The organism is Streptomyces sp. NPDC093089, assembly GCF_044754405.1.
Taxonomy (GTDB): Bacteria; Actinomycetota; Actinomycetes; order Streptomycetales; family Streptomycetaceae; genus Streptomyces.
Genome location: NZ_JBIVPA010000018.1, coordinates 139671 through 157955 on the forward strand (window position 1 = coordinate 139671; position 18285 = coordinate 157955).

The following is an 18285-nucleotide window of genomic DNA, read 5'->3' on the forward strand; positions in this document are numbered from 1 at the left end:
TCACGTCCTCTCCCGCACGTTCGTGCTCTGGTATCGGCCCAGCAAAGTCCGCGCCCGCCCGCCGCGGGCCCCGGGGGAGACTCCGCCCGAAGGAGCAGGGGTTCGCCATCCGGCACGCGCCGCCCAGGCCCTGGTGAGGCCGGGCAGCGCGATCGACACCCTTCTGCGCACGCCGACAACGGCCCGCCGATGCACCACCGGATACCCCTCCTTCTCGATCACTGCGAGAATGTCCCGGTACAGGACGAAAGCCGTGCGCACACACGGGGCGGACCCGGGCTCCAACAGAGCGATCCCCGGCTCCGCCTTCCGGTAGACCTCCCGTGTGAGAGCCGCTGCCGCGCGCAGCGCGTCGGTGATCCGACGGTCATGGCATCCGGTCCGTCTGCTCCACCGCAGCAGTTCGCCGTCCACCCCGGACGCGGCCAGCAGGTCGGCCGGCAGGTAGACCCGGCCCCGGTCCAGATCCTCCCCGACGTCGCGGAGGAAATTCGTCAGCTGGAAGGCGACCCCCAGCGCGGCCGCGTACGGCTCGGCCTGTTCCCGCGGAACGACGGTCCCGAGCACCGGCACCATCTGCAGCCCGATCACCGCGGCCGACCCGTGCATGTACGCGCGCAGATCGGCGTAGGTCGCATACTCCCTCACGAACAGGTCGCTGCGCATGGAGGCGAGGAAGTCGTCGAAGTGCCGCGCGGGGATGCCGAGGCGTTCTCGGGTGTGGGCCGCCGCGATCACGGTGGGGTCCGTCACCGCCTGCCCGCGCAGCGCCCGGCGCCACTCGTCCTCCAGGACGTCCAGCGCGGCCGCGCGCTCCTCCGCAGTGGCCGCGGCGTTCTCGTCCACGATGTCGTCCGCGCGCCGGGCGAATCCGTACAGTGCGTGGACCGCGCTCCTGCGATCCAGCGGCAGCAGCCGCGTGGCGAGGAAGTACGTCCGTCCGTGGCGCGCGTTCAACCGACGGCACTCGGCGTATGCGGCCCGCAGCACGGGGTCGGACACCCCGATGGCGTCCAGTTCGCGGTGGGTCACGACGCCCCCAGCCTGCCGCGCGTGACAGCAGGAGCCAGGCGCCGTCGTACAGCCGGGGGCGGTCCCGTGATGCGGTGGGCGGCGAGCCTTCCCGAGATGAGCACAGGCGGCACGCCGACCCCGGGCGTGGTTCCGCAGCCCGCGAGGACCACGTTCTCCGTGCCCCGCACCAGGTTGCGCGGGCGGAACGGCCCTGTCTGGGCGAACGTGTGGGCGACCGAGAAGGGGGTGCCCGCGCTGTGCCCCATGGCCGCCCAGTCGGCAGGGGTCACCAGGCATTCGGCGTCGATGGCGTCGCCGAAGCCGTCCAGTCCCCGCCGCTCGAGTTCAGCGACCAGCGAATCCCGGTACGCCGTTCCGAGCTCGCCCCAGTGCAGCGGGCTCGGCCCGATATCGGTGTTCGGACACGGAGCCAGTACGTAATGGAGGTGCCGGCCGGGTGGTGCCAGCGAGGGGTCCGTGGCCGTGGGCCGGGTGACGAGCAGCGAGGGGTCGGTCATCAGCTTCCCCGTACGGGTGATCTCCTCGAACGTGCGCGACCAGGCCGCGCCGAAGAACAGTGTGTGATGGGCGAGGACGGGCCAGGTGCGGTCCGTTCCCGCGTGGAGGATCACGGCGCTGGGGGAGTGCCGCGTTCGTACCGCCCGCCGCGGTGCGCGGCCCAGGAGCCGGTAGGCATGGGGGAGCTCCGTGGTCAGCACCACGGCGTCGCACGGGATCCGTCCGTGCTCCGTCAGGACACCGGTCACCCGTGCCCCGGACCGTTCGAGCGCCTCGACACGCTCCCCGAACCGGAGGTCGGCCCCGGCCCGCCGGGCGGCTTCGGCCATCGCCACGGGTACGGCGTGCATCCCGCCGCGGGGGAAGTACACGCCCGCCACGGTGTCCATGTACGCGATCACCGCGTAGGCCGCCATCGCCCGCGACGGCGGCACACCCGCGTAGAGGGCCTGAAAGGAGAAGACCCGCTGAAGGCGTTCGTCCTCCAGGAAGGACCCGATCGCGCGGTCCAGACGTCCCAGCCCGCCCAGTGCCGCGAGCCGGGCCAGGTCGGGATGGAGCAGCTGCGCCGGCGAGTCGAAGTTCGCTCCGATGAAACGCTGTTCCTGCACCGCGTACAGCCGGCCCAGCCAGGAGCGCAGCCTGAGATAGCCGTCGGCCTCGCGTGCCCCTGCGAACCGTTCCACCTCGGCAGCCATCGCGGCCGCCTCCGTATGGACGTCGACACCGCTCCCGTCCCGGAACAGCGCCCGGTACGCCGGGTGGAGGGGAACGAGCTCGACCCGCTCGCGCAGCGAGTCCCCCACAGCCGCGAACGCCTCGTCGAGGAGGGCAGGCATCGTGAGGACGGTCGGCCCCGTGTCCACCCGGAACCCGTCGAGGTCAAGGCGTCCGGCTCGCCCGCCGGGCCCGGTGTCGCGCTCGACGACGGTCACCTTCCGTCCGGCGCCGAGCAGATGGAGCGCTGCCGACAGGCCGGCGAATCCCGCGCCCACCACGACCACGTGATCCGTCCTCCCCGGAACGCTCTTCATCGCACCCCTTCCGTCACCGGAGCGGAGGACCGCTGCGCCCGTTTCCGAAGGCCGAGGTCCCGCACGCCGGCACGCGTGTCCGAAGCGAGACCCGCGGGCGTACGGCCGCAGGCGTCCAGGAGGATCCGCTCCAGGTGTTCAGCCGGCCCGGGCACCAGGGTTGCCCGCCGCAGGGCGTCGACGGCCCGCGCGCACAGGGCGTCCACGCGCGCGGTGACGTGCCCGAGCGCCCCGAGCGCGTCGAGCAGGTCCCGTACACGGCACCGATCGTCGTCCGTGGCGGAAGGAGAGCCGACGACGGTCTCCAGGAGCCGGAGCCCCGCGGTGTCGCCCCTGCGGACACACAGCGCCCTTCCCACGGCCAAGAGGTAGGTCGCCTTGCCCTCGCGCAGGTCCTCGCCGGCCGGTTTGCCGGTACGGGCCGGATCGCCGAAGACACCCTGCAGGTCGTTCTCCAGCTGAAACGCGATCCCGGCGCACATACCCGCCCGGCGCAGCTCCCGGACCGCCCCCTCCCCGGCCCCCGCGAGCCGAGCCCCCAGCAGCAGGGGGTGCACCGCCGAGTAGCACGCCGTCTTCAGGACAGCCGTCCGGAAGGCGAGACTACGAGAGCGTGCACCGGTCACCTGCGCGCGCACGTCCAGATACTGCCCCGCGACCATCTCGGTCCGCATCGCCCGCCACTGCGCGCCCAGTCCGGCCGAGTGCGGGGTCCTCAGCAGCGCCTCCGTGAACACGTCGTCCGCCCAGGCCAGGGCCAGATCCCCGGCGAGCACCGCGGCCGACCTGCCGAAGCCCGTTCCAGGGCCGGCACGCCCCTCCGTCCGGTACTGGCGGTCAAGCGCTACATGGACGGCGGGTTCACCTCGGCGTGTGAGGGAACCGTCCATGACATCGTCGTGGATCAGCGCGCACGTCTGGACGAGCTCGATGGCCGCCGCCGCGCGCATTGTCGCGTCGGCCACCTCGTCGCCCTCCCCGCCGACCGCACGCATGGCCCACCACAGCAACCGGGACCTGCGGCGGTGGCCACCCGTCGTGAAGGCGGCCACGCGCCGCGCGATGTCCGAGGCGAAGGGCCCCTCGATGGCTTGAGCCTCCTCGAGACGGTCTCGGAGAAGGTCGTCAAGGACGAGGTCCAGGACCGCGGCGACGTCGCGGTCGATCGTGGAAGGATCGAGCGTCTGCATGTGGATTCCCTTGCTGCCGTGTGCCGGGCAGTGCGGTACATGGGGCTTTCGGTACCTCACTGCCCCGCAGATGCAGCGGCGCAGCAGACCTTGGGCCATATGGACCTGCCGCGCCCCGCCAAGCTGCCGCCGGCCTTGCACGGCGAGTCCGCTGGCCTTGGCATCGCGGGTGAGGCAGGCTGGGCGGCCGAGCGAGGAGAGGCCCATGGACATGCTGCGTGACAGGGAGCTCGCCGCCGCGTTCGACCACGCGTCGTCGTCCTACGACCTCATGACGTCCGCCAGCCCGGGCTATGCCGCGCACCTGCGCCGGTCCGCCCGCCGTCTCGGTCTTCCCGCCCAGGGAGCCGGACTGACGCTACTCGACCTGGGATGCGGAACGGGCACGTCCACGGAAGCCCTGCTGCGTGCCGCACCCCTGGCCACCGTCATCGGGGTCGACGCCTCGGCCGGCATGCTCGCGCGTGCCCGGGCCAAGCCCTGGCCGGCGAACGTGTCCTTCGTCCACGCCCCGGTCGAGGACATGTCAGAGGTCGATGCGGGAGGCCCGTACGACGCCGTCTTCGCGGCCTACCTGCTGCGCAACGTAGCCGACCCCGAGGCCGTGCTCCGTGCCGTTCACCGACTTCTCCGGCCCGGCGGCCGACTCTCCGTCCACGAGTACTGCCTCGCCGGCCGACCGTCCGATCGGCTCGTCTGGAAGGCCGTCGTGAACGGCTTCGTGCGCCCCTGGGCACGACTCCACGGGGATGCCGAGCTCTACCGACACCTCTACCGCAGCGTGCTGGAATTCGACTCGGCGCAAACCTTCACCGACCGCCTGCGATGCGCGGGCTTCGCCCGCGTACGCTGCCTGCCCCAGCCCGGATGGCAGGCGGGCATCACCCACACATTCGTCGCCGAGCGCCCTCGAAACGCTCCCGCCGAGCCGAACGGGGTCGGCCGCTCCGGGTAGGCGCGCCGGATGACCCGGCTCTGCCGGAGCGGGCTCGTCAGGCCGAGGACCCGCTCCGCGGAGCCTCTCCTCTCTCGAGCACGCCGAGCCCGAAGGGCCATCGTCGGAACCGGCCGAACCTGCGGCCCTGGGGGCCTGACTCCTTGCCGTCGTCGGGTGCCTCCGGGGCACACACCTCCACGAGTTCCGCCACCGAGACTCGAAAGTCTGCGGAGCCATGACCGTGACCGTCTCCGAAGAGGACGCGCAGAGCGCCGTCGGGCGCGCTCCAACGCCGCACAGCCGAGCCGGGCGCAGCCGAACTGTCAGCGGACGTAGAAAATTGAAGCACTAGGTGAAACCGATCGTTGTGACCCGGCGGAATGCCTCACCACACACAGGGTTCGAGATCTTCTCGACCGGATGATGGGGATGATCGCCATGAACGCTCGTTCTACTGGTGCGGTTCTCACGGCCGGCGTGGCCGTCGTGCTGTCCGCCACCGCTGTTGCTCCCGCGTTCGCGCAGCCGCAGGCTGCGGAGGAGCAGGCGACGGTCTCGGTGCTGCACGCCGTTCCCGGGCTGACCGTGGACGTGTACGCGGGTGACAAGGAACTGCTGCCCGACTTCGCCCCGGGCACGCTCACCGAGCCGCTGAAGCTCGACGCCGGCTCCTACGACATCAAGGTCTTCAAGGACGGTGAGGGGCCGAAGGGCACCCCCGCCATCGAGAAGACGGTCGAAGTGCCCGCCGGAGCCAACGCCACGCTGGTGGCGCATCTGACCGCCGACGGCAAGCCCGCGCTCGACGCGTTCGTCAACGACACCTCCAAGGTTCCCGCCGGCAAGGCCAGGCTCACCGTCCGCCACGTGGCCGCAGCCCCCGCCGTGGACGTCCGCGCCGGCGGAACCGCGGTCTTCCAGGGCCTGGAGAACCCCGAGGAGGCGAAGGGCGAGGTCGCGGCCGGTACCGTGTCGGCCGACGTGGTCCTCGCCGGAACCGACACCGTCGCGATCGGCCCGGCCAAGCTGGACCTTGCCGAAGGCAGCAACACCATCGTCTACGCCTGGGGCAGCGCTGCCGACAAGAACCTCGCGCTCAAGACCCAGACCATCACCGGCATGCACACCGCCCCCCACGCAGTCCCCGCCGGCGAGACCGGACTGGCCGTTGCCGCCGCACACAACCAGGGCATCACCCTGGGCGCCCTTTCCGCCGGCGCCCTCCTGGCTCTGGGAGCCTCCGGCTACCTGCTGCGCGTGCGCCGCCGGACCGACGCCAGCTGAACTGCGCCAGCCGGTCCTGAATCTGACCCCGCTGTCCGGTGCGATCACCCCGCTCACCCGGTGATCGCACCAGACAGCCCCACTTAGCGGAAAGGCCGGACATGGCCATGGCCCCCACTCAACGCCGCACACTCGGGGTAGCCGCTGCCCTGCTCGGCATCATCCTGTCGGTGGCGGCCTACCTTCTTGCCACGGCACAGGCCGACGAAGGCAGCGGCGCCTCTGATTTCGGAGCTGCCCCGGCCACCGCAACACCTGCTGAGCCTGCGCAGCCCGCAGCGTCGACCACCTGGCGTCCGGAGCGGGGAGAGCCTTCTCGAGACTCCACTTTCCCTGCGCCTGCGCCGCCGCGGGAGCTGTCCATTCCAGGGCTCGGTGTTCGCGCCCCGGTCGATCCGGTGGGGGTGGCCGCGGACGGACGGATGCAGATTCCCGCCGATCCTGACCGTGTCGGCTGGTACCGCTTCTCCCCGGCACCGGGGGCGGCCAGAGGCTCGGCGATCATCGTCGGACACGTCGATGCCAAAGGACGCGGCCTCGGCGTCTTGTTCGGCCTGAATCAGGTGAAGCCAGGTGACCGGGTCGATGTGCGACGAGAGGACGGCACGTCCGTCCACTACGAGATCATCACGCGTCGGACGGTCGGCAAGAACGATCTTGCGGAGTCCGCCGTGTTCGACAGGGAAGGGCCCGCGGTGTTGACCCTCATCACCTGCGCCGGCCCCTACCTGCCGGACCGCGGCGGCTACCAGAACAATCTGGTCGTCACAGCGGTGGAGGTAACGAAGTGACGGCCAGGTGGGGCGGCACTCAGGTCCTTGCGGCTAGTGTGGCAGCCGTGACCACGGCGTCGGACGACCAACTGGGCGAGGGGTTCGCCGACAGCGACGAATCCTGCCTCAAAGAGGCCTACCGTCGCTGGGGGGCCCTGATCTACACCATCGCGTCGCGCAAGCTCGCAGACGATGAAGAGGCCAAGGACGTCACCCAGCAGGTGTTCGTCGGAGCCTGGAACAGTCGCAAGACCTTCGATCCCGGGCGCGGCTCTCTCAAGACCTGGCTACTGGGCATCACCCACAGAAAGGTAGCCGACGCCCTCAGCCGCAGATCACGCCACCAGAGGGACGTCCAGGCCGTCACCTCCAGCACGAACATGACTCGGCAAGAGGCGTCTGCGGCCGAGTCGGTGGTCGACTACGTCGTCCTCACACGGGAGATGGAAACCCTCACCGAGCAACAAAAGCTCGTGCTCACGATGGCCTTCTACGAGGACCTGTCCCAGTCACAGATCGCCGAGCGCATCGGGCTGCCGCTCGGAACGGTCAAAACACACACACGGCGTGGTCTGATGCGTCTGAAGAAGCGGTTGGAGGTGGACGGTGAAGCACACCGATGAAGAAACCCTGGCGATGATGGCACTCGGAGAGGACACCGAGCCGTCAGCCTCCCTCCACCTGCACGAATGCGATGCCTGCCGCAACGACTACGACGCCCTGCGTCGGCTCATCACGATGATTGCCCCCGAAACCGCGGACGATCAGCTGCTCACGCCGCCGGCCGACACATGGGACTCCATCGCCACCGAACTCCAGCTCCCGGACCAGGAGACCCCCAGTGTCGGCCCTCGGCCTCCCTCCTCGATCACGGGAGTACCGGGAAGGCCCACGCGGCGGGTCGGTCGCTTCGCTGTCGCACTCGCCGCTTGCACCGCCCTCCTGGGCGCCGCCGCCGGCAGCGCGATCACCTGGTGGGCGACGCACACCGACAACTCTGCCTCACAGACCGTTGCCGACGGCAAGCGTCTCGACTCCCTGCGAGGAGGCTCGGCCGGCTACGCCAGCCTGCAAGACGAGAGCGGCCGGCGATCCCTGCAGATCACCGTCAGAGGGCTGCCCAAGAGTTCGGGCTATTACGAGGTCTGGCTCATGGACATCAGCCACACCAAACTGGTCTCGATGGGCGTCCTGGGACCCGACGGCCGCGCCACCCTTCCGGTTCCCGACAACATCGACCTTCGCGAGTACTCCGTCGTGGACGTATCCGTCCAGCCCTACAACGGCAAACCCGACCACTCCGGAGACAGCATCGTGCGAGGCACCTACGCAGGCTGATCGTCAGGATGACGCGACCCGCCCAGCACTGCCACGCTGCTCCTGCATTCCCACAGCCGGAACCGCCCCGAGCGATCACCTGAACCTTCCATCAGCGCCCGCTCGATCTCGCCTTGGCGTTAACGGCGTGAAATGGCCCCAGATTTTCGGTCTGGGCCGGCCCCACGTTGGTGGTTGAAGCGGCCTTTGTTCCGGCCTGAACTGGCTCCGTGTTCCGGTCTCAGCAGGGCCAGCCATGGTAGTCGTGTGGCTATTGAGGTGGGCTGATGGGCCATGAGCGAGAATGCTGCGCATGACGACTTGAAGAGCACCGGCAAGGCGGTGGCACTGGGGCAAGGTGGCGACCTGGGACACGGTCGAGGACGGTGATCGCCGAAGCTGCACTGCCTGCGGGACCGCCGTCCGCTCCTACCAGTTCCGTCTCTATCCGCCTGAGTCCTCGATGTTCGAGCGGTGCGTCGGCTTGGCATGGTGCTCCGGGTGCCGTATCTACTCCAGTGCGATGGTCCACGTTCCCCGAGCACGTGTCCTCGTCGACGCGCTGGGCTCTCTGCCTGAGGACGAGTCTGCTCGACTGCGCCGCAGCGAAGCGAAACTGGTCGACCACCTCGATCGCCAAGGTCGCCGGAAGCCGTGATCCACATCCAGAGGGCGACCGGTCATCTGTGAGGGCTACTTCTTCGCCTGTTGCTTGGCCTTGGTCTGGGCCAGGCGGTAGGACTCGGTGCCGGTCTCGATGATGGTGCCGCTGAAGGTGAGCCGGTCGACGATGGCCGCGCAGAGCCGCGGGTCCGTGAACGTCTTCGTCCAGCCTCCGAACGACTCGTTCGAAGCGGTGGCCACGCTGTTCTTCTCCTCCCTCTCGGTCAGAACCTGGAACAGCATCACGGCGCCCCGCCGGTCGAGCTCGAGATAGCCCAGCTCATCAATGCAGAGAAGATCGACGCGCCCGTAGCGGGCGATCGTCTTGGACAGCTGCTTCTCGTCGGCTGTCGGCGGCCTCGACGAGCTCGTTGACGAGCTTGGCGGCCAGGGCATAGCGGACGCGGCAGCCGGCCATGGCCGCCGCCGTCCCGAGCCCGATCAGCAGGTGGGACTTGCCGGTGCCGGAGTCCCCGATTAGGCAGAGCGGCTCGCCCTTCTTGACCCAGTCGCAGGTGGCGAGGTTGTTGACCACAGCGGGCTCAACGTTGGGGTTGGTGTCGGCGGGGGCTTGACCCCGGATCTTGGACACCCGAGACACTTGGATCTTGAGTCCAGGAGAACGGATGTCCCGTGGTCATGAAGCACTGTCCGCCGGAGTTCAAGGCGGACGCGGTCGCGTTGTACGAGTCGCGGCCCGGAGCGACGATCAGGTCGGTCGCCGCTGATCTGGGGGTCAACCCGGAGACGTTGCGGAACTGGGTCCGGGCGGCCGGCGCGAGCCGGCCGAGGGGCCGCCGGGCGGAGGTGCCGGCCGGGCCGCCCACGCCGCTGGAGGCGGAGAACGCGGCTCTGCGCAAGAAGGTCCGCGAGCTGGAGGAGGAACGCGAGATCCTGCGGAAGGCGGCGAAGTATTTCGCCGGGGAGACGCGCTGGTGAACCGCTTCCAGTTCGTCGCCGACCACCAGCGCCGCTACGGCGTGAAGCGGCTGTGCACCGTCCTCGGCATCGCCCGCTCCAGCTTCTACTACCGGTGCCGCACCGCCGCGGACCGGGCTGCCCGGCCGGCGGCCGACGCCCGCCTGGCCGCACGGATACGGGCCGTGCACCGTGAATCGGACGGCACCTACGGCGTCCCCAGGATCACCGCCGAGTGTCGGCGTACACATGAACGTCCCCACCCGCGTACGGATGAAAAGGGACAGTTGTTGATGCGGTGAGGTCGGCTGCTCGGCACTCTGCTGGTTGAACGATGCAGGGACGGCGGAGGGCGGTTGACGGTGGTCCTGGATCCGCATCGCTGGCTGGAACTGCGTCGCTTTCGTGGCCTGCTGGAGTCCGGGGCGATGAGCCTGTCGGAGATCGCCCGGGAGACAGGGCTGGACCGGAAGACGGTCCGCAAATACCTCTCCGCGCCGGGCCCGGCCACTCCGCCGCGACGGTCACCGAACGGGCGGTCGCGCGCGAGGGTGATCGACGAGTTCGCGCCGCTGGTCGACTCGATACTGCGGGCGGAGATCCTCATGAAGGCCGCGGTGATTCACGAGCGGCTGGCCTCGGAGTACGGGTTCACCGGCACCTACCAACGCGTCAAGCTCTACGTTCAAGACGCCCGCCCTCGCATCGCAGAGGAACTCGGCATCACACTGAAGGAACTGGCGGGAATGCACCGTCGCTTCGAGGTGATCCCAGGGGCCCAGGCTCAGGTGGACTGGGGCGACGAGGGCCAGATCCTCGGCCACATGGGCATTCCGAAGGTCTACTCGTTCCACATGACGCTGTCGTACTCGCGCGACCCGTTCTGCTGCTTCACCACCAGCCAGGACCTGCAGAGCTTCTTCGACTGCCACCGCCGGGCCTTCGCCCACTTCGGAGGCGTCCCTATGGCGATCGTCTGCGACCGCACCAAAACAGTCGTCCGCCGCCACGTCGCTCCGGGCGAGGCGGTTCCGCTGCATCCGGAGGCGGTCGGGTTCGCCGGCCACTACGACTTCGACATTGACGTCCTGGCGGCCTACCGGCCCACGGGCAAGGGCCGAGTCGAGCGGCAGGTTCTCATCGTCCGCGACCATGTCCTGTCCGGCCGGTCCTTCTCCTCCATCGAGGAGATGGACGCTGCTTTCGCCACCTGGGTCCCGCAGCGGCGGGCACAGGCTCATAGGACTCACCAGCAGATCATCGGAGAGCGTGCGGCACGCGACCACGCTGCCCTCAAGCCTCTGCCGGCGACTCCGTATCTGGTGGCCGAGCGGCATCTGCGGCCGGTCGGCAAGGACTGTCTGGTCGCCTTCGGCGGCAACCTCTACTCGGTGCCGGCCCGCAAGGTCCGCCCCCGCCAGCTGGTCGAGATCAGGGCCACGAAGTCCCAGGTCATGCTCCATTCGACCACCCCCGGCCAAGATGGAGAGAGCCTGCTGGCGATCCACCCGCGGGCGGTGGGCCGCGGAGTCCGCGTCGTCGACGAGACACACTGGGACGGCCTGCCGACGGGCAAGGGACGCCGGACCACCACCGGCGACATCCCGGCCCAGCCCCGGCGCGAACCGTCGCCAGGACGGGAGGCCGGTCCGCTGGCAACCTTGCTGAGCCGGGCCGCCGTCACCCGGATCGAAGTCGGCCGCCGACCGCTGTCGGTCTATGACGAGCTGACCGGCACCCGCCCCTTCACCACCCACCCGAGCACAGGGGAAACGTCTTGAGCGAGCTGACCGGCAACCGCATCCGCACCACGGTCGGCAAGCTCGGCCTGCCCCACCTCGCGGAAACCATCAACGAGTACACCCGCCGGGCCGACGAGGCGAAGATGGGCTACCTCGACTTCCTCGACCTGGTGCTGTCCGAAGAACTCGCCGTCCGTGACGACCGCCGCTTCCGCCAGGGCCTGCGACTGTCGAAACTGCCGCACCACAAGACCCTGGACGAATACGACTTCGCCTTCCAGCCCGAGCTCGACCCGCGCAAGGTCAAGGACCTCGCCACCCTCTCGTTCGTCGAGGCCAAGGCCAACGCCGCCCTGCTCGGGCCGCCCGGGGTCGGCAAGACACACATCGCCGTCGCCCTGGCCGTCGCGGCCTGCCGGGCCGGCTACTCGATCTACTTCACCAGCCTCGACGACATGGTCCGCAACCTCAAGACCGCCGAGGAGACCGGACGGCTGACCAGCAAGCTCGGCACCTACCTGCGGCCCAGCGTCCTCGTGGTCGACGAAGTCGGCTACCAGCCCCTCGAACGCGCCGAGGCGAACCTGGTCTTCCAGGTCATCTCCAAGCGCTACGAGAAGGGCTCCATCATCCTGACCTCGAACAAGACCTTCAGCGAGTGGGGCCAGGTGTTCGGCGACGAGGTCCTGGCCACCGCCATCCTCGACCGCCTCCTCCACCACTGCGACGTCATCTCCATCAACGGCCCCAGCTACCGACTGAAGAACCGCCTCATGGCCATTGAGCGAGAGAACGACGTCGCCTGATCCGGGCCGGCGATCCCGCGTGAAACACGGTCCATATCGACGGCTTCATCCGAGCGCGCGTAGGACCAAGCCTCTCTGGCGCGCGATGGCCTGCTGGCACATTGGGTCCTGCTTCTCGTCCGCCACTGTGACTCGCCCGGTCAACCGGGATACCAGGACTGCCTCATAACAGCTAGACAGGCACTCCAGCGCGTCGTCGGCCGAGAGGCAACCGCCGGGTGCTTCGAAGAGTCGAACCAGCGCGATCAGGAAGGGACCGACTGCTGGCCTGGTGCGGACATCTGGCAGAAGGTCGTAGCGAGCCAGAAAGTCTCGTGCGAAGGCCGCGTCATCCCACCAGCTCGCTGGAGCTTGTGCACGCAGGGCCAGAACGGACTCGACCAGCTCGAAGTGCGGTTCCGGGAAGAAGTGGTCAAACGGCGGCTCGAAGAGCGGAATCGTCGATGCCACCACGTCCAGCACGAGGTCAGCCCGCGTGCTGCTGTCCAGAGCCTCCAGCTCCTCTCCGTACGGCGCGATGTCCTGGTCCCACAACTCCAACCCAATCCCCCATCGCTCTGCTACCCGTGAACCGTAGCTGGGGACGTTCATCCGTACACACCTGGGGAGCCGAGGTCGTACGCCGACACCGAGCTCCGCGAGGACGGCGAGCGGGTCAACCACAAGCGGATCGCGCGGGTGATGCGGAGGATCGGCCTGGCGGGCGTGCGGCTGCGTCGCAGGCACCGCACCACGACTCCGGACCCGGCCGCGGCGAAGGCCCCGGACCTGATCGGCCGCGACTTCACCGCGGCCGAACCGAACACGAAGTACGTCGGCGACATCACCTACCTCCCCGTGGACAGCGGGAAGTTCTGCTACCTGGCGACCGTCATCGACCTCGCCTCACGCCGCCTGGCCGGCTGGGCGATCGCCGATCACATGCGCACTGATCTCGTCGTCGACGCCCTGGCCGCCGCCGAACGCACCCGCGGCAGCCTCACCGGCGCGGTCATGCACACCGACCACGGCGCCCAGTACACCAGCCGGGCGTTCGCCGACGCCTGCCGCAGGGCCGGCGTCCGTCAGTCCATGAGCGCGATCGGCAGCTCGGCGGACAACGCGCTCGCCGAGTCCTTCAACGCGACCTTCAAACGCGAGACGCTCCAGGGCCGAAAGAGCTGGTCCAGCGAGCGCGAAGCCCGCCTCGACGCGTTCCGCTGGCTGCACCGCTACAACACCCGACGCCGTCACTCCCACCTCGGACACCGCAGCCCGATCGCCTACGAGACAGCGTCCGAAACAACATCAACTACGCTGACACCAGCCGCATAACCCGTGTCCAGGACTCAGGGTCAAGGCCCGAGGACCGCATCAAGTGCTTGGTATCACCAGTTCACGCGGGCGGAGTGGACTGATGTACTGCGACGAGCAGACGGCATGGCAGAGCTCGTTCCTTGACTCCATTGTCCCCGTCTGGCTCTACCCGATACAGCTGGGCCTGAGGCGTGCGAGTCACCGTGTCCGTCAACTGCCCGTCGGTGAAAAGGGCACCGACGCCGTCCTCCACTGCCCAGCCGGCCGGAAGAGCGTGGTTCGCCACGGCCGTCTGATAGGACGATCGACGCCCCGGCTCACTGTCGTAGTGGGGGCAGACCGAGCCGGAGAGCACACCCAGCCCATCCGAGAGGTGAGTCAGCGGCCCGAAGGAGTCGGTATGTGAGCCCTCGGCCCAACAGTTGGCGCCGGCGCTGATGCCGCACAGCAAGGTCCCCCGGTCGAAGGCCTCGCGCAGTAGTCGGTCCACGCCGTGCGCACGCCAGACCGCCAGCAGGTTCGCGGTGTTTCCCCCACCCACGTAGACGACGTCCTGAGTGGACGTTAAGTCCGATCTTCCTCGGTTCGTGATCGCTCGATCGTGGCACTGATCGCCACAGTGGCCATCTGTTGGGCATGTTCATGCTGAGATGCGTGCCATGGAGAGAAAGCCGTACCCCAGCGACTTATCGGACGAGCAGTGGGCGTTGATCGAGCCGATGATCACGGCCTGGAAGCAGGATCGGGTGGCACGGTCGGCGACCGGCGATCCCGGGGCCTGTGACCTGCGGGAAGTCGTGAACGCGATCTTCTACCAGAACCGGACGGGCTGCCAGTGGCGCTACCTGCCCCACGACCTGCCGGCCTGGTCGGCGGTGTTCTACTACTTCACGCTGTGGCGACAGGACGGTCTCGACCAGCGCATTCAGGAGATCCTGCGCTGCCAAGTGCGGGAGAGAGCCCGGCGATTAGAGGACCCGTCCCTCGTGATCATCGACACCCAGTCCGTCCGCGCCGCGGCGGGTGTCCCGAAGACCACGACGGGGCTGGACGCGCACAAGAAGGTGTCGGGCCGCAAGCGGGGCCTGGCCGTGGATGTGACGGGGCTGGTCATCGGCGTCGTCGTGCTGGCCGCCTCCGCACACGACAACGCCGCCGGGACCGCCCTGCTCGACCAGGCCGCCGAGCGGTGCGGCAACCGCCTGGAGAAGGCCCTGGTGGACCAGGGCTTCAAGGACGAGGTCCTCATCCACGGCGCCCTGCTGGACGTCGACGTCGAGATCGTCCGCCGCAACCGGGCCGATCAGGGCAAAGGCTTCGTTCCGCAACCGAAGAGGTGGATCGTGGAGCAGGTCAACGGCACGTTGATGCTGCACCGCCGACTCGCCCGTGAGTACGACCACCGGCCCGACACCTCCGCCTCGCGCGTCTACTGGGCCTCGATCGCGAACATGGCCCGCCGCCTCACCACACCGTCTCCGGCCTGGCGCGACACCCTCGGGCTGGCCGCGTGAACGTCACCGAGCTCCTGGCCGACCTCCAGGCCCAGCACGACGAGACCACCGTCCGGGCCGTGGGACTACGCGACCAGATCCAGCATCTGACCGCAGCCCTGGCCGAGACCGAAGCGCGACTCGCGGACCTGGCCACCACCGCCAAGGTCATCGCCGAACTCGCACCGGCTGGAGGTGAGCCCGATCCGCCCGAGACGAACACCGCCTACCAGACGATCGTGAACGTCTTCAACCAGCACCCAGAGCAGGTGTTTCGAGCCCGTGAGCTGCACGAACTCCTCGACATGCCCACCGACGAGGCATCCGTCAACATCACCCGCAGCCGTCTCGGACGCCTCACGCGTCAAGGCTTCCTCACCCAACCCGGACGAGGCCGCTACCAGAAACGGACTTAACGTCCGCTGAAGGTGCCGTGATCACAGTGCCCGGGAGGACTCCCCTTGACCCAACCCAGCTCCGCAGGTCGGCGACTGGCCGTTGCCGCCGGCGTCGCCCTCGCCGTGACGGCGGGCGTCTTGACCGCCCCGGCCCGCGCGGTCGTTTCCGCGGTATCGGCATCCACGACGACCCAGCAGGAGGCGATCTCCGTGCCCATTGGCACGGTCGTCCTCTCCGGCGGGCCTACGGGTTTCCTGTCGCGCCACAAGGAAGCCGAGACCGATGTCTACACGTGGACGCGGTACGACGGCATCCCGACCGTACTGCCCGGCGGGCCGTACGCGGCGAACCCGGGCACGGACATCGCTGTTCGGATCGACGGCACCACACGCACCTTCCTCGACATGACAACAGGTGCGGAACTCGTCTCCTACGACCTGAGCGGTTTCTATGGCGCGCTCGGCTACCAGGGGACCACGCTCGTCGCTTCGAAGCGCGTGGGCGATCAGTGGGAACTGCACCTGCTCGACAAGGGCGACCAAGGCCGGATCGTGGACCGGGTGGTGACCGGCCTGCCGCAGGGCATGACGTGGCGCATCGCGCAGAATTCGGACCCGCGCGCTCTGCTGCTGCGCGCCTTCAAGGTCACGGACGGGACGTGGGAGCAGCAGCTGGCTGTCGTGGACCTTACCTCTGCCTCGGCGACGGAGACGTACGACGTCCTGAACAACAACAACGTCGTGCGTCCCATCAGCGGGTCGTGGACGCACGTGGTCTGGCAGGAGCGGGATGCCGCCGGGAAGCCGGTCCTGGCCGTGGCGAGGCGCGGCTCCCAGGAGATCAGCCGCAGCAACTGGCTGCAGAGGGCGAACGAGACCACGCTGGCGTTCGGCCTGACGGGGGACTGGGCCGTCTACAGCGACCCCAATGCCTTCACCGCCGTGCGCCCGTTCGGCATGGCCGCGGTGACCGCCCAATCCCTGGTGACGGGCGAGACCATCCAGCTCCTCGCGCACGCCACCGCCATGGTCCCGACCGGAGACGGCGGTCTGATCGTGACCGGCGGCACGATCGAGCACGGCGAAGGGCTGTACCGCATCGCACTCGAGACCAACAGCGGCACGCCCACCGTGTCCGTCCTGGCGACCACCGGAGTCCCCACCGCCCTTACCGCCAAGGCCGAGCCACTGGCACCGTCCGGAGTCATCGACCTCGACCAGGCCGGCACGAAGGTACCGGCCGCCTGGACGCTCAGCCGCGCCAACGCGCGCGTCACCCTGAAGCTGGTCCATACCGCCACGCGCGTCTCGGGCACAGTCACGGCCTGGGCTCCCACCACAGGTACCACTGACTTCCGCCTGGACTGGGACGGCCTCCTCGACAAGTTCCCCGCCTACCGAGGCGCCTACACATGGACGCTGAAGGCCGAACCCCTCAACGGCATAGGCCCCGCCCTCGAACGTTCCGGCTCCTTCTCTGTCACCCGCGCGCCCCGCCCGCACGACTTCGACGGGAATGCTTCGCCGGATGTCTTCAGCCGCTCCTTGACCGGCACCCTGTCCTTGTACGACGTCGGCCAGCTGCGACATCTGACGTTCGACGAAACGCCGCGCCACACCAAGATCGGCACAGGGTGGAACGCGTACGACCGGATCGTTCCCACCGGCACCGGACTCGTCGCACGGGACAAGACCGGTGTCTTGTGGTCGTACGAACGAAAGGACGACGCCACCCTCACCCCCCCGCCTGCGTCTTGGCGGCGGATGGAACATCTACGACAGGCTCACCAGCGGCTCCGACCTGACCGGCGACGGCCGAAACGACCTCCTGGCCACGGACAAGACCGGTGTGCTGTGGCTCTACACCGGCAAGGGCGACGGCGCCTACGCACCCCGACGCAAGGCCGGCGTCGGCTGGGGCATCTACAACCAGCTCGCCGCCACCGGCAACCTGGCCGGCGCCCCTGCCGGTGACCTCGTCGCCCGCGACCGCTCCGGTGTGCTGTGGCTCTATCTCGGCAAGGGCGACGGCACCTTCGCGCCTCGCACCCGCATCAGCGACGGCTGGGGCCCGTACCGCATCATCGCCCCCGGAGACGTAGACGGCGATGGCCGAAACGACCTGGTCACCATCCCCGACAGCGACTCCACCAACACGTACATGAGGTTCTACTACGGCACAGGCCAATGGAGGACCCCCTTCCCCAGCACCGAGCCCCCGGGCGCGTACCTGACAGGCCTGGACCCGCTCCTGTGACCGGCTGACGCTCCGCCCGACGTCACCGCGTAGGCCAGCACCGAGGCCCCAGGTCGCTGACCTGGGGCCTCGCGATACGCGTTGACCGACAACCGGCGTTTCGCTGGATTTCGAACACGAATCACACCCTGGTGCGGCTCCGGCCTCCTCGGCGAGGCTGACGCGGTCCTTCACCCCCCCCGGTGTCTCCCGCCATCCGGGGCTGCTGCCGCGGGTTGCTGGCCTGCTCTCCCACCAGCAGACTGCGGACCTGGGCCCTCTACGACAGAGGTGAGCACCGGTGCCACCGAAGCCCTCGACGTCTCGCCGCTAACCGTGCACGAGCTCGTTAGGGCTCGGTGTTGGGCAGCCTTTTGTCGAAGGCCTTCTTGCCGGCCGGGGTGACGGCGGTGGCGTGGTGTTCGCCCTTGCCGACGTCCAGGCCGAGGAAGACGTCGATGTCGCCGGTGTCGATCACGTGCAGGCCCCTCCGCCACGCTTTCGTCCGGCCTTGCCAGGGCACCGAGCCGCCACATCCACGTTGCGGAGCCTCGAAGACGGTAGCGGGGGGCAGCAGTGCGTCAGGGTGTGAGCAGTTCGTCGGTGCATCCGGCGATGTAGTCGTCTGTCCCGGCCTGGTCGTAGCCTTCCAATTGTGCGGTGCT

General features: G+C 68.8%; 17 protein-coding genes and 4 pseudogenes. 14 read left to right on the top strand and 7 right to left on the bottom strand.

Annotated elements, in window-relative coordinates; translation table 11 throughout:
- Genes ACIQFX_RS34055 through ACIQFX_RS34065 form a run of 3 tightly spaced genes read right to left on the bottom strand, consistent with a single transcriptional unit; the run spans position 1 to position 3757 of the window.
- Positions 1-1032 (bottom strand): phytoene/squalene synthase family protein, encoded by a 1032-nt coding sequence (locus tag ACIQFX_RS34055; RefSeq protein ID WP_402471277.1) that lies wholly within the window; start codon positions 1030-1032, stop codon positions 1-3.
- Positions 1029-2567 (bottom strand): phytoene desaturase family protein, encoded by a 1539-nt coding sequence (gene crtI / locus ACIQFX_RS34060; protein WP_402471279.1) that lies wholly within the window; start codon positions 2565-2567, stop codon positions 1029-1031. The genes ACIQFX_RS34055 and crtI overlap by 4 nt, the downstream gene beginning before the upstream one ends.
- Positions 2564-3757: a polyprenyl synthetase family protein gene (locus ACIQFX_RS34065; RefSeq protein ID WP_402471281.1), complete on the bottom strand. Its 1194-nt coding sequence runs from the start codon at positions 3755-3757 to the stop codon at positions 2564-2566. Before ACIQFX_RS34065 ends, crtI begins: the two co-directional genes overlap by 4 nt.
- Positions 3758-3962: 205 nt before the next feature.
- Between ACIQFX_RS34065 and ACIQFX_RS34070 the strand changes: the two genes are divergently transcribed.
- The 5 genes from ACIQFX_RS34070 to ACIQFX_RS34090 all read left to right on the top strand — a co-directional run bounded on the left by ACIQFX_RS34070 (position 3963) and on the right by ACIQFX_RS34090 (position 8089).
- Positions 3963-4712 carry a class I SAM-dependent methyltransferase gene (locus ACIQFX_RS34070; protein ID WP_402471284.1) on the top strand — a complete coding sequence of 250 codons (750 nt, stop codon included), beginning with the start codon at positions 3963-3965 and terminating at the stop codon, positions 4710-4712.
- A gap of 420 nt (positions 4713-5132) precedes the next feature.
- Positions 5133-5978 carry a DUF4397 domain-containing protein gene (locus ACIQFX_RS34075; protein ID WP_402471286.1) on the top strand — a complete coding sequence of 282 codons (846 nt, stop codon included), beginning with the start codon at positions 5133-5135 and terminating at the stop codon, positions 5976-5978.
- Between the two features lie 101 nt (positions 5979-6079).
- Entirely contained in the window at positions 6080-6769 is a 690-nt protein-coding gene (locus ACIQFX_RS34080; protein WP_402471288.1) for a class F sortase, read from the top strand.
- A 47-nt stretch (positions 6770-6816) separates the two neighbouring features.
- Positions 6817-7374: a sigma-70 family RNA polymerase sigma factor gene (locus ACIQFX_RS34085; RefSeq protein ID WP_402471290.1), complete on the top strand. Its 558-nt coding sequence runs from the start codon at positions 6817-6819 to the stop codon at positions 7372-7374.
- Complete coding sequence (locus tag ACIQFX_RS34090) at positions 7358-8089, top strand: anti-sigma factor (protein ID WP_402471293.1); 732 nt, start codon at positions 7358-7360, stop codon at positions 8087-8089. The genes ACIQFX_RS34085 and ACIQFX_RS34090 overlap by 17 nt, the downstream gene beginning before the upstream one ends.
- A gap of 672 nt (positions 8090-8761) precedes the next feature.
- Here the strand turns inward: ACIQFX_RS34090 and ACIQFX_RS34095 are convergent.
- Positions 8762-9293, bottom strand: a pseudogene (locus tag ACIQFX_RS34095) (ATP-binding protein); the annotation flags it as partial.
- Between the two features lie 77 nt (positions 9294-9370).
- Here ACIQFX_RS34095 and ACIQFX_RS34100 point away from each other — a divergent pair.
- The 4 genes from ACIQFX_RS34100 to istB are packed head-to-tail and all read left to right on the top strand — an operon-like array spanning position 9371 to position 12197.
- Positions 9371-9670 (top strand): transposase, encoded by a 300-nt coding sequence (locus tag ACIQFX_RS34100; protein WP_402471296.1) that lies wholly within the window; start codon positions 9371-9373, stop codon positions 9668-9670.
- On the top strand, positions 9667-9951 hold the full coding sequence (locus ACIQFX_RS34105) for an IS3 family transposase (RefSeq protein WP_402471297.1): 285 nt from the start codon (positions 9667-9669) through the stop codon (positions 9949-9951). Before ACIQFX_RS34100 ends, ACIQFX_RS34105 begins: the two co-directional genes overlap by 4 nt.
- A gap of 60 nt (positions 9952-10011) precedes the next feature.
- Complete coding sequence (gene istA / locus ACIQFX_RS34110) at positions 10012-11430, top strand: IS21 family transposase (protein ID WP_402471324.1); 1419 nt, start codon at positions 10012-10014, stop codon at positions 11428-11430.
- Positions 11427-12197, top strand: coding sequence for an IS21-like element helper ATPase IstB (gene istB, locus ACIQFX_RS34115; protein WP_402471300.1), 771 nt, complete (start codon positions 11427-11429; stop codon positions 12195-12197). The genes istA and istB overlap by 4 nt, the downstream gene beginning before the upstream one ends.
- A 45-nt stretch (positions 12198-12242) precedes the next feature.
- Here istB and ACIQFX_RS34120 read toward each other — a convergent pair whose 3' ends face one another.
- Positions 12243-12788 (bottom strand): hypothetical protein, encoded by a 546-nt coding sequence (locus ACIQFX_RS34120; RefSeq protein WP_402471303.1) that lies wholly within the window; start codon positions 12786-12788, stop codon positions 12243-12245.
- 6 nt (positions 12789-12794) lie between these two features.
- Here ACIQFX_RS34120 and ACIQFX_RS34125 point away from each other — a divergent pair.
- A pseudogene (locus ACIQFX_RS34125) lies at positions 12795-13511 on the top strand (IS3 family transposase); the annotation flags it as partial.
- A 61-nt stretch (positions 13512-13572) separates the two neighbouring features.
- Here ACIQFX_RS34125 and ACIQFX_RS34130 read toward each other — a convergent pair.
- A pseudogene (locus ACIQFX_RS34130) lies at positions 13573-14055 on the bottom strand (Type 1 glutamine amidotransferase-like domain-containing protein); the annotation flags it as partial.
- A gap of 97 nt (positions 14056-14152) precedes the next feature.
- Here ACIQFX_RS34130 and ACIQFX_RS34135 point away from each other — a divergent pair.
- The 4 genes from ACIQFX_RS34135 (at position 14153) to ACIQFX_RS34150 (ending at position 17641) form a co-directional block, all read left to right on the top strand.
- On the top strand, positions 14153-15007 hold the full coding sequence (locus ACIQFX_RS34135; RefSeq protein ID WP_402471305.1) for an IS5 family transposase: 855 nt from the start codon (positions 14153-14155) through the stop codon (positions 15005-15007).
- Positions 15004-15402 carry a hypothetical protein gene (locus ACIQFX_RS34140; RefSeq protein WP_402471307.1) on the top strand — a complete coding sequence of 133 codons (399 nt, stop codon included), beginning with the start codon at positions 15004-15006 and terminating at the stop codon, positions 15400-15402. The genes ACIQFX_RS34135 and ACIQFX_RS34140 overlap by 4 nt, the downstream gene beginning before the upstream one ends.
- 120 nt (positions 15403-15522) lie before the next feature.
- Positions 15523-17358, top strand: coding sequence for a hypothetical protein (locus tag ACIQFX_RS34145; RefSeq protein WP_402471309.1), 1836 nt, complete (start codon positions 15523-15525; stop codon positions 17356-17358).
- Positions 17336-17641, top strand: a complete 306-nt coding sequence (locus tag ACIQFX_RS34150; protein WP_402471326.1) for an FG-GAP repeat domain-containing protein — start codon at positions 17336-17338, stop codon at positions 17639-17641. The genes ACIQFX_RS34145 and ACIQFX_RS34150 overlap by 23 nt, the downstream gene beginning before the upstream one ends.
- Positions 17642-17975: 334 nt before the next feature.
- Here the strand turns inward: ACIQFX_RS34150 and ACIQFX_RS34155 are convergent.
- Positions 17976-18095, bottom strand: a pseudogene (locus ACIQFX_RS34155) (IS110 family transposase); the annotation flags it as partial.
- Positions 18096-18285: the final 190 nt, after the last annotated feature.

Bases quoted from the DNA above. Each gene is read 5' to 3' on its own strand.
- ACIQFX_RS34065 (WP_402471281.1), bottom strand. From the start codon at position 3,757: ATGCAGACGCTCGATCCTTCCACGATCGACCGCGACGTCGCCGCGGTC.
- crtI (WP_402471279.1), bottom strand. From the start codon at position 2,567: ATGAAGAGCGTTCCGGGGAGGACGGATCACGTGGTCGTGGTGGGCGCG.
- ACIQFX_RS34075 (WP_402471286.1), top strand. From the start codon at position 5,133: ATGAACGCTCGTTCTACTGGTGCGGTTCTCACGGCCGGCGTGGCCGTC.
- ACIQFX_RS34135 (WP_402471305.1), top strand. From the start codon at position 14,153: ATGGAGAGAAAGCCGTACCCCAGCGACTTATCGGACGAGCAGTGGGCG.
- ACIQFX_RS34120 (WP_402471303.1), bottom strand. From the start codon at position 12,788: ATGAACGTCCCCAGCTACGGTTCACGGGTAGCAGAGCGATGGGGGATT.
- ACIQFX_RS34100 (WP_402471296.1), top strand. From the start codon at position 9,371: ATGAAGCACTGTCCGCCGGAGTTCAAGGCGGACGCGGTCGCGTTGTAC.
- ACIQFX_RS34080 (WP_402471288.1), top strand. From the start codon at position 6,080: ATGGCCATGGCCCCCACTCAACGCCGCACACTCGGGGTAGCCGCTGCC.
- ACIQFX_RS34070 (WP_402471284.1), top strand. From the start codon at position 3,963: ATGGACATGCTGCGTGACAGGGAGCTCGCCGCCGCGTTCGACCACGCG.